This is a genomic window from Microseira wollei NIES-4236, assembly GCF_020521235.1.
GTDB classification, from domain to species: domain Bacteria; phylum Cyanobacteriota; class Cyanobacteriia; order Cyanobacteriales; family Aerosakkonemataceae; genus Microseira; species Microseira wollei.
On record NZ_BLAY01000234.1, the window covers coordinates 1 to 12255 of the forward strand.

Here is a 12255-nt window from a genome sequence, read left to right on the forward strand (position 1 = left end):
CGGGCACCGACGCCCACCCCACAAGAATTTTTCTAGCTTTGTGGGGTGGGCATCTGGCGGGCACCGACGCCCACCCCACAAGAATTTTTCTAGCTTTGTGGGGTGGGCATCTGGCGGGCACCGACGCCCACCCCACAAGAATTTTTCTAGCTTTGTGGGGTGGGCATCTGGCGGGCACCGACGCGTACCCCACAAGAATTTTTTTAGCTTTGTGGGGTGGGCATCTTGCCCGCCCCACACACTTTAGATGCAAGATATAAATTCAACCCAATTGTCCGCAACAAAATTAGTTTCAATCACCATGACCCATCTTCCCAATTGGAATAAACTAGCCAAATGTTCCCTCGCTGGCGAGTTAATTACTCGCGATGAAGCACTTGCAGTCCTTCGCGCGCCGGATGAAGTAATTTTGGCTCAATTAGCGGCGGCGTACCGAGTGCGCCGTCATTATTGGGGAAATAAAGTCCGATTGCACTTTCTACTCAACGCACAGAGCGGTTTGTGTCCGGAAGATTGTCATTACTGCTCTCAGTCTAAAATTTCCACCGCACAGATTGAGAAATACCCGCTGCTAGCAAAAGAAACAATTCTGGAAGCTGCCGGACGTGCTGCACAATTAAAAGCAGGCACTTTCTGCATGGTTATCTCTGGGCGATCTCCAGGGGAAAAGGTTTTTGGCAGGGTTTTAGAAGCGGTACGGGAAATTAAAGCCAATTACGACCTAAAAATTTGCGCTTGTTTGGGTTTATTGAGTGAAGAACAAACGCAAAGATTAGCAGCAGCAGGTGTAGATCGGGTTAATCACAACCTGAATACTTCGGAAGATTATCATGGGGAAATTTGTACGACGCATAATTTTAGCGATCGCACTCAAACCGTCCACAATGTAAAAGCAGCCGGAATCACCACTTGTTCTGGCGGAATTCTCGGCATGGGCGAATCCGATGACGATGTAATTGATTTAGCATTGTCCTTGCGGAAATTAGACGTTACCAGCGTCCCGATTAACTTTTTAATTCCGATTCCCGGTACGCCTTTTGAAGGGTTGGAAAAACTAAATCCGCGTCAATGCTTGCGGATTCTTTGTTTATTCCGGTTTATACTGCCATCTCAAGAAATCCGGATAGCGGGGGGAAGGGAAGTGCATATGCGATCGCTCCAACCCCTTGGTCTTTATCCAGCCAATTCTATCTTTATTGGCGATTATCTGACCACAGCTGGACAAGCTGCCAAAATGGACTTAGAAATGATTCGCGATGCTGGGTTTGTTTTAGAAGCACCCGATGGTTCTATTTTAGAAGGAGATCCGTTAGCGGATATGCCAGAATCTTTGTCTAATCCATCATTTGTAGCTGCCAAAAAGTAAATTGTAGCCATAAAAGAAACCCGGTTTTTCTAAAAAACCGGGTGGCTGGGCGAGCGGCGATCGCATGTCCCAAAACAAAGCAAAAAGTTATAATCAATAAAAACCGAGGATAAGGCAGATTATGAACGCTAATTTATTAACGACTTTAGGCGAACCATTGACGCAATTAACTTACTCTATATTGGTTGAACAGGAAACAGAGGTAAGTTATAAAGCAACGGTGTGGGGATTGGCAGATTGTCAGGCGAGTGGAGAGACGAAAGAGAGTGCGATCGCAAATCTACGCCATCTTTTAGCACAGCGTTTAGAAAAAGCTGAAGTTGTTTCCCAGGAAATCCAACTCTCAAAATTAACTTACGCCGTAATGGTTGAAGAAAAAGAGGGAAATTATCAAGCAACAGTGTGGGGGTTACCAGAAATCCAAGCAACTGGAGAAACGAAAGAAGCTGTATTAAAAAGTATCAACCAGCTTTTAACAGCACGTTTGGAAAAAGTAGAATTTATTACTGATAAAATCGATTTACCTGCTAAATCAGAGCATCCTTGGATGAAATTTGCTGGTAAGTATAAAGGCGATCCACTGTTCGATGATATGGTGGCAGAAATTCAAGCTTACCGCCGCGAAATCGATGCAAAGATGGAAGCATATGACAGACAACTCCAACAACTTGCATCAGAAAATCCTTGGATAAAGTTTTCAGGAATGTATAAGGATAATCCTCTGTTTAATGATATGGTAGCTGAAGTTGAAGCTTATCGCCGCGAACTCGATGCAGAAATGGAAGAATATTATCGTCAGATGGATGCAGTGGAGGAAAATAAGTGAGTTTGTGGATACTCGATACAGATCATCTGACACTTTGGCAAAATGAGCATCCACTTGTAAAACAGCGTGTCGATCGAGTTAATCGTCAAGAAATTGCTGTCACAATTATTTCAGTGGAAGAACAAACGCGAGGATGGCATAATGTTATCAGACAATCTGGTCAATCCGATCGATTGCTATGGGCATATAAAGGATTACAAGATGGCGGAGCATTTTTCAATCAAGTCAATGTACTTGAGTTTGATCTAGATGCTTACAATTGTTATACAGATTTGCTGAGACAAAGAATCCGTATTGGTACGCAAGACTTACGCATAGCTGCTACTGTAATTTCCAGAAACGGTATTCTGGTAACGCGAAATCGGCGGGATTTTGAAAGAGTTCCAGGTTTGGTGTTGGAAGATTGGAGTCAACGATCCTGGTAGGGGCACGGCGGGAGAAAACCTTATCGTTAAGAGCAAAGCTTATTGATGCCGTGCCCCTACAACCCATTGTAATCATTTACTATTCCTAGTTGTTCGGGTTTGATGGGGTTTTCGTGCCAAGAAGAGTGTTTGAATAAAGAAGATAATGCGATCGCTCCTCAATTTGATTGGGGGATTTGGGAGCGATCGCATTTACAGTTTTCTCGAAACTATCCGATACCGAATAGCTTGGATAACAAGGGAAGTATATTATTCCACGCTTCTAGCAAAGTTGCCCCAGTTTGTAATCCAGAAAAGATTCCTTTCAACATTGTAATAGCATTATCTGCTTTCTCCTTCTCTTCTCCATCATTAGAGCTTTGAGCTGCTTTGGCAATTTCTTCTACTTGCTTCAAAGCTTTTATCTTGTTCTTTTCATCCAAATCAGGCTCAGTTTCAATAGCTGTTTTTAGCTTTTCTAGAATCTCTTTTATTCCTGGTTGTTCTGGATCGGAAGAACCAGGTAATTTTTCGATTGAAACTGATATATCTCTGACAGTACTTGTTACATCCCCTTTAACAGAACTCCTCGATATGAAACTTCCGCCATGAACTTTAACATTGGTAGAGCTATCTTCCATTTTATTACCTCTTTGGAATGGTTACTGAGATGTCTTTAGCGACAGAACTTAAATTACCTACGACTGTTGAATCTGAGACTAAATGACCTCCTGGTGCTATAACGCTTGTAGATCTATCTTCATATTTTAGAGATTGATCGATAGATTGATTGTGAAAGTTAATAGTGAAATATGCTTCTTCATTACTACTCTCCATGAATTTGTATAATGCTAAAACTACATCTTCTTTAAAATCTGTGTCATTAATAATAAATTCTTTCTTTTCTCCAGAATTAAAAGACATTTCAAGTTTATACTCTTTTGGCTCTGTTTGTAAATCTAGACTATTGGCTATAAGACCAGAAACAGCTAACAAAAGTAGCCCCATGCCCAATATTTTTGCTGCTCCTATATTGGCTATGTTTACTAAAACAAATCCTACCGCGTATATGACAAGCAAATATTTATTAGGCAATACATTACTTATTTTAATTTTTTTAACTTCGCTGACTTTAAAGCCAGTAATGTTCCGAAATTGATATACAGAATCTCCAAATTTTGCTATCTTCTTATCTAGGTATAAACTTGTAACTCTTTCTCCTGTGGTATAGGACATTTTTATTTAATCGACTATTGATTCAAAAACAGGCTAATTTGAAAAATAAAACCAACCTTAGATGGGATATTGGTTAAGGGTATTTATTGTTTCAAGAAATTGAACTCATAATTAACAAATGAATTACCCGCTTCTGATCAAAGGGTATACATTGATTTTCCAAATGTTGAACACTTTGCCAAGTTTTTAGCATTGACTATCTGCTCTCAGCTATTCTTTATTTAATTTAAACTAGCTATAACTAGCCGTCTCCTGATGAGTATCAGGAAGTATGTTAGAATTACATCAGTAATTTACGCTACTTCCAGCTATGGCATCGGCTAATGAGCAGTTTACCCAGGCGGCGAACCACTGGGACTTGGATACTCTGTACGCAGACTTGGCATCTGCTAAGGGGAAGCGTTTGACACCTGTGGAGAAGCTGCACCTACGGGGGTTGCTTTGCGGTTATAGTCCAGCTGAAATAGCGGAAAAGCTTGGCAAGGATGTTAAGGGAGTTGAAACCGATCTGTGTGCCACTATTTACAGGTATGTTAAAAGTCTGTTGGATAAATGTCATGAAAAGATAGGTAATTGGAGAAATATTACTGAATGGCTTGAGGATGCAGGATATAAATCTCAGTCAAATGCTCAAGTGCCAGTTAATAGTTTGCTACCTGGAAATAGTGTAGTTAATATAACTAATATAAATATTGATAAAGATCAAATAGTATTTCTAATTAATTTGAGAATACCAACATCAAAAATTTCAGATTTGTCAATAAAAGATCTAAATATTGACGACAGCACTGCTAGCTAGAGTTTTTGTACAATTAATGCTGTAGTAGGGTGAAATACGCGCACTCTCTTCACAACAAGCGATCGCATCCTCATTAAGGAATTGGCAAGTGAACAATTTGGTCTTGATATTCCTCCTCAAAAGAACCACCCGCAATCAAAATCAACTCTTCAAGCGTTTCTGCAATACTCATATCAGGATTAAGAATCAAAATACCCGGTACGTGACGATTTTGTGTGATATGTTCAATTAAGTGTACGGGCATCGAAGTGCGATTATTTGTCACCAATACAAAGTTATATTCTTCACACCAAATCAAAATTTCCGGGTCTAACGTATCTCTTGCAGGACACCCAGGTTCTCCTACTGCACGCACTACTAAATCCGGTTCGCGTCGCCGCAGTTGATGGGTATAAACTGGATTGACATTTTCATCAATGAGATATTTAAGCATTGCTTGCCTTTCTCATCGCTTCTTTTGCTGCCTTAATTTTCATCAATCTTTGCACAACTGGCGGCGGATTGCGTTTTTGTTCTTCCCGCATTTTGTGTCCCCACTCTAGCCAGTCAGCCATATATTTTCTAACTTCTTCTTTCTTGTGCAAGTAGTAAAGAATTGTGGCATAAACTTGTTCCAGAGTCAGGGATGTATAAATATTGGCGATTTCCTCTGGAGTCCTGGCGCGATAGATATACTCGTACAAAATAGTTTCAATCCCGATTCGCGAACCTTTGAGACGAATGTCATTAGGTGCGAGAAAGTCAAAGTAATCTTCTAGTTGCATAGTTCAATTTCTCCTTATATCAATTATTGTATCCACAGGCGATCGCCAATTCTCAATTAAATGCTCACAACTGTAGCTTTACCTTTTTCTGCTGTGGGCAAAATAGACAGAATATTAGGGACGAGGGGTTTGAGATCGGCTAATCGGTTTGATGATGCCTGTAGTACGAGAACAGCAATGTTAAATGTTGGTAGGTTTTGCTGGAATGACAAATTGCGGTCTACTGTAATAAAAACATCGAACTCGGCTTCGGCGAGGGTAAGAAGTTGACCATTCTTAATTCCTGGCCATCCCATTTGCGGAACTGTCTTTACCTCATAAGTTGTCAGTTCCCTCGCTAGTTTGCGGTCGATACACTCATCAAGTAGCAGTTTCATGCTATGCAACCATATTCGTAATTTGCGTTTCCATTATTTCTAGCAAACTAATCACCTGCTTTCTTGTTACAGTCGGAAATCCATCCAAAAATTCATCAATAGATTCTCCCGCTTTCAGATAATCCAAGAGCGTTTGAACGGGGACTCTAGTTCCTGTAAAAACTGGCGTACCCCCCATAACTTCTGGGGATGAACTGACGATTTGGTTATTGGTAAGCATACAGGGTTATACAATCTTAGGTCAGATATTCACCATGTTAGGCTGCTCTTACTGTAACTGCACATAGGATGCGCGATCGCTCGTTCTGCTCAAAACCGCTAAAATCTAGATCCAGCAATCGGTATAGACGCCACGATCCTCACTATCCCCGACGACACCACAAGACTTTCGATGCCGTGCCCCTACTTTAACCTATACATAGAAACCCGGTTTTTCCAAAAAACCGGGTTTCTGGCGTCCAAAAAAAGCAGCTACCCCGTTTCCAGAGTAGCCGCCTATTTTTCTTTTAGATAATCCTTTTATCGGTTTATCTGAAACCAACAGCTGCTTGCCATACGAAGGCTAACAGCAAGAAAAACACGGGAATCACAGGTAGAACATCTACCAGGGGGTCGAAAATTGAGTAAGCTTCCGGCAGTTTTGCCAACAACAGCGCCGCTTCCATGAATTATGTTTCCTCTCCAACACAGTTTTCATAATTGTCGTATATCTTAACATGTTATGGATCTGATGAATCGGGTGCAGGCGCAAGCCATTTGGCAAATTCTTCGGCAAAGCGATCGTCCACTATCGCCTCCCTGATCCGCTGCGTAAAACGGATCAGTTCGGTAATGTTGTGTATCGATAGTAACGTGTAAGCCAAAATTTCCCGCGACTTCACCAAGTGGCACAAATAAGCGCGGCTAAAGTTCTGGCAAGTATAACAAGGGCAACTCTCATCTAAAGGTGTAAAATCTTCCTTAAATTGAGCGTTTTTCAGGTTCCAGCGTTCCCCGTTTACCATCGCCGTCCCGTGTCTCGCCCACCTGGTGGGTATAACGCAATCGAATAGATCGACACCAGCGGCGATCGCTTGCGTCATTTCCCGATATGTCCCCACCCCCATCAAATATCGCGGCTTCTCGAACGGCAAAATCGGTGTAGTAACTTTTACAATCTTTTCTATCAGTGCCGCCGGTTCCCCCACACTGACGCCGCCAATCGCATAACCGGATAAATCCAAGTCTACCAAAGCTTTTGCGGCTTCTTGCCTCAAATCTGGATAAACCCCGCCTTGCACAATTCCAAACAATGCCTGCTCGGCACGCCCGTGTGCCTTGATACATCGCTCTAACCAGCGGTAAGTCCGCCCAGTTGCCGCTTCCACCTCTTCTCGACTCGCGGGGTAAGGCGGACATTCGTCAAACGCCATAATTACATCCGCCCCCAGCGCGTTTTGAATCTGAATCGATCGCTCTGGGGTTAATTCAATGACGCGCCCGTCATACGGTGAGCGAAATGTTGCTCCCTCTTCAGTAATTTTACGTATTTCACTTAAACTGAAAACCTGAAATCCGCCCGAATCGGTGAGCATCGGGCCGTTCCATCCCATAAACTTGTGGATTCCACCACCACTGGCTACAATATTTTCTCCTGGTCGGAGGTGGAGGTGATAGGTATTCGCTAATACCATCTGTGCCCCCGTGTCCCGTAATTGCGCGGGGGTCACGGTTTTAACAGTAGCGAGGGTTCCTACGGGCATAAAGCGCGGTGTTTCTACAATTCCATGTGGCGTAGTAAAAACACCTACACGCGCTTTAGTATGGCTACAGCGAGCCTGACATTGAAAAGAAAATTTGTAGCTCAAAATTAATTCAAACCGGCTGATATAGCTAGGGGCTAGGGGCAATGGGGTTGAAGGGTCTAGCAATCTTGGATTTCAGGCTCTAAGAACGTTCATTATGCCAGTGCGGTTGCTATATTTGGCAAAATAGGGCATCGGGCAAAAGTAATTCTCACCCGCTCACCCGCTCACACAGGCGAGACGCCTGTGCTACCCTGCACACCTGCACTAGATTAAAAAGGCTCATCATCTTCGTCAATTTGCAGATCCCACTTACCGGAGAGGACTTGATCGACGACTGCATCTAGGGCGGCGGCATTAAATTTGGCGGTGCATCGCTCTTGCAGGGAATTTGAGCTTGGAATCAAGCGCAAGCGGCGACTATCTTGAACTAGATCGAAATAGCACTCGCACTCTGGGGATTGTTTTAATTCTAGATAATCGAAACTATAGAGATTCAAATAAATTGCGCGGTTAGCCACTAACGTAGCGCGATTTGGATCGGCAAAGACTTCCAGCACGTATCCTTCTCCCTGACTTTGCAAGCGTTCGTCCTGGATGTGGAGATAACGGACGTGGTGCAAATCTGCTAGCAGTCTATGCATGTCCAACTTGTTAACAACAATGCCCGTATCGATAATACAGGGAGCTGGCAGCTGAGTAGGGGATGGATCGTGTCGCATAAAGATAAAGACCTTTGGCCTCAACGCGCCTTGATATTGGCAGGAAATTGGTAGATACAACAACAGGGGTCAGACCCTACAGGCTTGCCTTAAGATTAAAAACATCCAGCAGCCTGAAACAGGATGCCTCAAATCCAGGGTATGGGTTGGGCGAAGACTTGTAGAATCGGCTTTAATTCCAGAATAGCTGGTATGTCCGAAATAATCACTATATTATTTGGAGAATTTATCACCGCTTCGTAATGGATTTTACTTAGTTGACGACCTCAAATCTAGCTATTTGATACACGCACTGGCGTAGGGATACGGTAGGCGGTAGGAGTGTGACGGTGAATCATCGACGCTTGGAACAATCGAAAAGCCCATTTTGGCAAAGACAGGGGGCGGCACTCGCCGCCGCGATCGCATTCTACACCTGTCTCCCCGTGCCCACGAGTTGGACGCTCGCCTTCCGGGGAATGGCGCGCCTCGCCCCCCTAATCGGATTGATGATTGGGGGACTGTTGGGATTGCTTGATTTTGGCTTACAACAGCTGGGAATGCCTGTCCTCACCAGATCTGCCCTCGTAGTTGTGACGTGGATCGCTTTGACTGGAGGACTGCATCTTGATGGAGCGATGGATACGGCGGATGGACTGGCAGTTCAAGATCCCGAACGTCGCTTAGAGGTGATGTCAGATAGCCTGACGGGGGCATTTGGGGCGATGGCAGCGATCGCGGTATTACTGCTCAAAACCACCGCTCTGTGCGATCTAGAATCCTATCGCCCGGTTGTGTTAATGGCAGCAGCGGGGTGGGGAAGGTGGGGACAGCTGGTGGCAATTATTTCTTATCCTTACCTCAAAGCAGAGGGCAAAGGTGCCATTCATAAAGAATCGATTCATTCCCCAAACGATTTGTTGCCGGGACTGCTGCTATTGTTGGCACTAAGCGCCTTACAAATTTTCCTGGATCGGCGTAGTTGGATTTTAGCCGCTGGGATGACCTTTGGTGGAGGAGCGATCGCAGTTCTCACAGGTGCCTGGTTCAATCATAAATTGGGCGGTCATACCGGCGATACTTACGGTGCCGTCGTCGAGTGGACAGAAGCTTTATTACTCTGTCTGCTCACTGGTCTTTAAATTGGTGGGTAAGACGAGGAGAGCTAATGGCTAATTGCTAATGGCTAATTGTCTAACCGAAAAATATTCGCATGAGCAACGAGCAATTAGCGATGCGAGCAACCCATTATGGTTGTAACTAGCAACTTGAGTTAGTTACATCAAGGGATAGCTTTTGCCTTCTTGAAAAGTAGCCATTAGCCATTAACCATTAGCCATTAGCCATTACCGCTTGATGTAACTAGCAACTTGCGTTATTACTGAACGGGTCGCAACCGCGTTACCTTAAGCTTAAAATCACCCCCTGCGGTTTCGCCGAAAGCTCGCACCCGGACAATATAAGTCCCTCCATCTTTAATGCGCGTGAATAAAAGCGAGTTAGTGCTGCCATCTGGGCCATCATCATTTTCCGCTACCGTTGCGCCGTCTTTAGATAGCAGCGTCACAATCGTATCAAAGCCCTCAGACGTTAGATCGATCGCTACATTGTCTCCCGCAGTCAGAGTTACCGTATAGTCCCGCGCAAACCCGCCCTGTCCCGTGGGAATATCTTTATCTGAGAGGTTACCGCTCACCTCGCCACCAGGGGGTAAAGGCTGTGGATTATACGCCTGACATTGTTGAGCGCGAACAGATCCAGCACACAGACTGAGCGCTAGCAAAGTGGCAGGAACTATCGGGACAGATCTAAACCGAGTAGCGAAAGCTTGAATCATGATAAACCGCAGTATTTCGGCAAAAAAAGCGTAAGCGTGTTAATTATAGAGGTCGCTGTTTAGACTTTCTTTGATTGGCAGCAGCCGCATCTTAAATTTATCTAAAAATTATCGAGAAACATTCTGCCCTGAAGCAGCGATCGCTACCAAACCATATACCCTTATCCCTTGTCGGCGCAACACATCAGCCGCCGCCCGCGCCGTAGCCCCAGTTGTGTAAATATCATCTAATAGCAGCACGCTGGCAGTAGGACGTGACTTTTGCCAATTTTTCCCCACTGCAAACGCGCTCTTCAGGTTTTTCTCCCGTTCGGCCGCTCCTAGTGTAAACTGAGCTTCAGTTTCCCGCACTCGTTCCAAGCCGTGTCGCTGTAAGGGTAATCTTGTTACCTGACAAAAACTTTCTGCCAGCAATTCGGCTTGATTATATCCGCGCTGGCGCAGCTTGTTCCCGTGCAGGGGAATCGGGACGACTGTCAGTTTCTCAGTCCCAGCGAGGTCAGAATTGAGCCATGCTTTACCGAGCCATTGTCCCAAGGGTTGGGCGATTTGGGGTTTATTATCGTATTTCAGCACAGCGAGCGAAGTCTTAACCGCACCGCCATAGCTACCCCAAGCAAACACTGGCAACTCAGAGTGCCAAAGTTGCCTCGCGCTATTGAGTTGACAGCGTTGCAGTTGTCGCTGACAGTACAGACATAACACTTCCGGCGTTTGACGCTGGCAGATGGGACAATTCGATTGCAGAAATAAACTTAACAAGCCGTTAATCTTTGGTATCCGGATTCCCATGTAGAATCTAATTCGCACTCCTTGCGATCAACCACCCGCCGCGAACGTCACCATAATCAAAATGGAAAGTAAAAGACCGGGACTTAGTAATAATGCTAACATTCCTAGCTCTTGTAAAGACATAATACTAACCTCTGCTACATAGGCTTTTTCACCTTACCAAAACTACTTTTTATTCTCATCCATCTCCAGGCTTATGCTTCCCTAAATTTATCTAATTTTTAGATTTCTCTTACTTTAACGAGATATCTTGCCCCCCTCACAGACTGGTTGGTCAAAGTACTACCCTACCAATCTTTCTCTCTCCTACCTGGACCTTAAAACTATGGCTCAAATCGCAGTTTTTACCATTCCAGTTTATGCTTTGATTGTGATTTTTGGCGGCGTTTTCGGTTACCTCAAAGCCAAAAGCAAAATGTCTCTCATATCTGGGCTATTCAGCGGTGCAGCTTTATTAGCAACCTGGTTGTTGCCGGGAGCGACAGGGATAAAATTGGGGATAGCAACTGCGATCGCCGCCGTTCTTTTAATTACTTTTATTATCAGGTTTGTTCGCACTCGTAAATTTATGCCAGCCGGTTTGATGATGTTGTTGAGTTTAGCAGCAACTATTGCGTTCGCCTTGGGTTGGCTGGCCTAGGCATATTTTTTCTGGCAAAACCCCGCGAACACAGTTTACATTTTGTGGAATAGGGGAATGAAAAATGTGCGAAAATAGCAAAAACCTAAGCTGTGCTTCCCTTGGAGAGCCTAACCAGTAATTTTTCGGAATTAAAGGTTGCAGAGAATACAAGGCTGTTGCTAGTAGGTGAGAATTTAATCGACAATTTTGACCAAGCCATGCCGGACGCCATAAAGTAGACGGTTAATGATGACTTGATCTGCTTCGCTGAGAGAATCATTTAACAGGGCAGATCTAATCTGATATCGATCGGCAAGCGTCATTATACCAGAAACCATGATCTGACCGGAGAGCGCTTCGATGGTAGCGGAGTGCCAATAGAGTTGAGATTGCATAGCAGTAAGGCAATAGCGAAACTCAGCTATTTTAATATCGTCAAATTATTGAGGAAGTTAGGTGATTGGCAGCATATAAAAAACGTGAGAATAGTCCGGCAATATTGTGATATGGATTGCCGAAAAAATGTGACGATTTTGTCCGATTTTAGTGACACAGATCATAGAAAAATAGCGAATTTGCTCAACCGTAGACGGGGTGCGATCAGATCTTGCACCAATAGACGGGCAGGCGGGACGCCCACCCCACAAGAGATCAATTTTGCTTGTGGGATGGGCATCCTGCGGGTCCGCTCACCCCACAAGAGATCAATTTTGCTTGTGGGATGGGCATCCTGCGGGTCCGCTCACC

At 44.4% G+C, this 12255-nt stretch carries 20 protein-coding genes; 8 read left to right on the plus strand and 12 right to left on the minus strand.

The genetic code is table 11. From position 1 onward, the window contains the following. From MiSe_RS43320 to MiSe_RS43335, 4 genes are all read left to right on the plus strand, one after another. A partial coding sequence (locus MiSe_RS43320) for a hypothetical protein (protein WP_226592527.1) occupies positions 1–260 on the plus strand: 260 nt, incomplete at its 5' end. Positions 261–301: 41 nt separating this feature from the next. Next, positions 302–1366 (plus strand): biotin synthase BioB, encoded by a 1065-nt coding sequence (gene bioB, locus MiSe_RS43325; protein WP_226592529.1) that lies wholly within the window; start codon positions 302–304, stop codon positions 1364–1366. Between the two features lie 121 nt (positions 1367–1487). Beyond that, positions 1488–2192: a hypothetical protein gene (locus MiSe_RS43330; RefSeq protein WP_226592531.1), complete on the plus strand. Its 705-nt coding sequence runs from the start codon at positions 1488–1490 to the stop codon at positions 2190–2192. Then, positions 2189–2617, plus strand: coding sequence for a type II toxin-antitoxin system VapC family toxin (locus MiSe_RS43335; protein WP_226592533.1), 429 nt, complete (start codon positions 2189–2191; stop codon positions 2615–2617). The genes MiSe_RS43330 and MiSe_RS43335 overlap by 4 nt, the downstream gene beginning before the upstream one ends. A gap of 209 nt (positions 2618–2826) precedes the next feature. On the opposite strand, the gene MiSe_RS43340 is transcribed toward MiSe_RS43335, so the two are convergent. Together MiSe_RS43340 and MiSe_RS43345 are read right to left on the minus strand one after the other, a co-directional pair. After that, a complete protein-coding gene (locus MiSe_RS43340) occupies positions 2827–3237 on the minus strand; it encodes a hypothetical protein (protein ID WP_226592535.1) in 411 nt (136 codons plus the stop codon). A gap of 4 nt (positions 3238–3241) precedes the next feature. Beyond that, positions 3242–3832, minus strand: coding sequence for a hypothetical protein (locus MiSe_RS43345; RefSeq protein WP_226592537.1), 591 nt, complete (start codon positions 3830–3832; stop codon positions 3242–3244). Between the two features lie 310 nt (positions 3833–4142). Here MiSe_RS43345 and MiSe_RS43350 point away from each other — a divergent pair, with 310 nt between their 5' ends. Further along, positions 4143–4631, plus strand: a complete 489-nt coding sequence (locus MiSe_RS43350) for a helix-turn-helix transcriptional regulator (protein ID WP_226592538.1) — start codon at positions 4143–4145, stop codon at positions 4629–4631. 73 nt (positions 4632–4704) lie between these two features. Here the strand turns inward: MiSe_RS43350 and MiSe_RS43355 are convergent, their stop codons facing one another. Genes MiSe_RS43355 through MiSe_RS43370 form a run of 4 tightly spaced genes read right to left on the minus strand, consistent with a single transcriptional unit; the run spans position 4705 to position 5992 of the window. Then, entirely contained in the window at positions 4705–5064 is a 360-nt protein-coding gene (locus tag MiSe_RS43355) for a DUF5615 family PIN-like protein (RefSeq protein ID WP_226592540.1), read from the minus strand. Next, the gene (locus MiSe_RS43360) at positions 5057–5395 is read right to left on the minus strand and encodes a DUF433 domain-containing protein (RefSeq protein WP_226592542.1); all 339 of its coding nucleotides are present in this window, start codon (positions 5393–5395) and stop codon (positions 5057–5059) included. Before MiSe_RS43360 ends, MiSe_RS43355 begins: the two co-directional genes overlap by 8 nt. Positions 5396–5451: 56 nt before the next feature. After that, positions 5452–5772: a DUF5615 family PIN-like protein gene (locus tag MiSe_RS43365; RefSeq protein WP_226592544.1), complete on the minus strand. Its 321-nt coding sequence runs from the start codon at positions 5770–5772 to the stop codon at positions 5452–5454. Between the two features lies 1 nt (position 5773). Beyond that, complete coding sequence (locus MiSe_RS43370) at positions 5774–5992, minus strand: DUF433 domain-containing protein (protein WP_226592546.1); 219 nt, start codon at positions 5990–5992, stop codon at positions 5774–5776. Between the two features lie 171 nt (positions 5993–6163). Between MiSe_RS43370 and MiSe_RS51640 the strand changes: the two genes are divergently transcribed. Further along, positions 6164–6286: a hypothetical protein gene (locus tag MiSe_RS51640; RefSeq protein WP_264196974.1), complete on the plus strand. Its 123-nt coding sequence runs from the start codon at positions 6164–6166 to the stop codon at positions 6284–6286. Positions 6287–6299: 13 nt separating this feature from the next. Here MiSe_RS51640 and MiSe_RS43375 read toward each other — a convergent pair whose 3' ends face one another. The 3 genes from MiSe_RS43375 to MiSe_RS43385 all read right to left on the minus strand — a co-directional run bounded on the left by MiSe_RS43375 (position 6300) and on the right by MiSe_RS43385 (position 8278). Continuing rightward, positions 6300–6437, minus strand: coding sequence for a photosystem II reaction center protein K (locus MiSe_RS43375; RefSeq protein WP_226592548.1), 138 nt, complete (start codon positions 6435–6437; stop codon positions 6300–6302). Positions 6438–6491: 54 nt separating this feature from the next. Next, positions 6492–7619, minus strand: coding sequence for a tRNA guanosine(34) transglycosylase Tgt (gene tgt / locus MiSe_RS43380; protein ID WP_226592550.1), 1128 nt, complete (start codon positions 7617–7619; stop codon positions 6492–6494). A gap of 209 nt (positions 7620–7828) precedes the next feature. Further along, positions 7829–8278, minus strand: coding sequence for a hypothetical protein (locus MiSe_RS43385; RefSeq protein WP_226592552.1), 450 nt, complete (start codon positions 8276–8278; stop codon positions 7829–7831). 329 nt (positions 8279–8607) lie between these two features. On the opposite strand from MiSe_RS43385, the gene cobS reads away from it, so the two are divergent. Continuing rightward, positions 8608–9399: an adenosylcobinamide-GDP ribazoletransferase gene (cobS, locus tag MiSe_RS43390; protein WP_226592554.1), complete on the plus strand. Its 792-nt coding sequence runs from the start codon at positions 8608–8610 to the stop codon at positions 9397–9399. Between the two features lie 236 nt (positions 9400–9635). Here the strand turns inward: cobS and MiSe_RS43395 are convergent, their stop codons facing one another. After that, on the minus strand, positions 9636–10094 hold the full coding sequence (locus tag MiSe_RS43395; RefSeq protein ID WP_226592556.1) for a PPC domain-containing protein: 459 nt from the start codon (positions 10092–10094) through the stop codon (positions 9636–9638). A 108-nt stretch (positions 10095–10202) separates the two neighbouring features. Continuing rightward, positions 10203–10856 (minus strand): ComF family protein, encoded by a 654-nt coding sequence (locus MiSe_RS43400; protein ID WP_307731647.1) that lies wholly within the window; start codon positions 10854–10856, stop codon positions 10203–10205. Positions 10857–11211: 355 nt separating this feature from the next. Between MiSe_RS43400 and MiSe_RS43405 the strand changes: the two genes are divergently transcribed. Next, a complete protein-coding gene (locus tag MiSe_RS43405; RefSeq protein WP_226592561.1) occupies positions 11212–11526 on the plus strand; it encodes a TMEM14 family protein in 315 nt (104 codons plus the stop codon). A 176-nt stretch (positions 11527–11702) separates the two neighbouring features. Here the strand turns inward: MiSe_RS43405 and MiSe_RS43410 are convergent, their stop codons facing one another. Beyond that, positions 11703–11903: a hypothetical protein gene (locus MiSe_RS43410; protein ID WP_226592563.1), complete on the minus strand. Its 201-nt coding sequence runs from the start codon at positions 11901–11903 to the stop codon at positions 11703–11705. Positions 11904–12255: the final 352 nt, after the last annotated feature.

Bases quoted from the DNA above. Each gene is read 5' to 3' on its own strand.
- MiSe_RS43360 (WP_226592542.1), bottom strand. From the start codon at position 5,395: ATGCAACTAGAAGATTACTTTGACTTTCTCGCACCTAATGACATTCGT.
- MiSe_RS43345 (WP_226592537.1), bottom strand. From the start codon at position 3,832: ATGTCCTATACCACAGGAGAAAGAGTTACAAGTTTATACCTAGATAAG.
- MiSe_RS43340 (WP_226592535.1), bottom strand. From the start codon at position 3,237: ATGGAAGATAGCTCTACCAATGTTAAAGTTCATGGCGGAAGTTTCATA.
- MiSe_RS51640 (WP_264196974.1), top strand. From the start codon at position 6,164: ATGCCGTGCCCCTACTTTAACCTATACATAGAAACCCGGTTTTTCCAA.
- MiSe_RS43405 (WP_226592561.1), top strand. From the start codon at position 11,212: ATGGCTCAAATCGCAGTTTTTACCATTCCAGTTTATGCTTTGATTGTG.
- MiSe_RS43370 (WP_226592546.1), bottom strand. From the start codon at position 5,992: ATGCTTACCAATAACCAAATCGTCAGTTCATCCCCAGAAGTTATGGGG.
- MiSe_RS43355 (WP_226592540.1), bottom strand. From the start codon at position 5,064: ATGCTTAAATATCTCATTGATGAAAATGTCAATCCAGTTTATACCCAT.
- MiSe_RS43385 (WP_226592552.1), bottom strand. From the start codon at position 8,278: ATGCGACACGATCCATCCCCTACTCAGCTGCCAGCTCCCTGTATTATC.
- MiSe_RS43330 (WP_226592531.1), top strand. From the start codon at position 1,488: ATGAACGCTAATTTATTAACGACTTTAGGCGAACCATTGACGCAATTA.
- MiSe_RS43365 (WP_226592544.1), bottom strand. From the start codon at position 5,772: ATGAAACTGCTACTTGATGAGTGTATCGACCGCAAACTAGCGAGGGAA.
- MiSe_RS43395 (WP_226592556.1), bottom strand. From the start codon at position 10,094: ATGATTCAAGCTTTCGCTACTCGGTTTAGATCTGTCCCGATAGTTCCT.
- MiSe_RS43350 (WP_226592538.1), top strand. From the start codon at position 4,143: ATGGCATCGGCTAATGAGCAGTTTACCCAGGCGGCGAACCACTGGGAC.
- MiSe_RS43375 (WP_226592548.1), bottom strand. From the start codon at position 6,437: ATGGAAGCGGCGCTGTTGTTGGCAAAACTGCCGGAAGCTTACTCAATT.
- bioB (WP_226592529.1), top strand. From the start codon at position 302: ATGACCCATCTTCCCAATTGGAATAAACTAGCCAAATGTTCCCTCGCT.
- MiSe_RS43410 (WP_226592563.1), bottom strand. From the start codon at position 11,903: ATGCAATCTCAACTCTATTGGCACTCCGCTACCATCGAAGCGCTCTCC.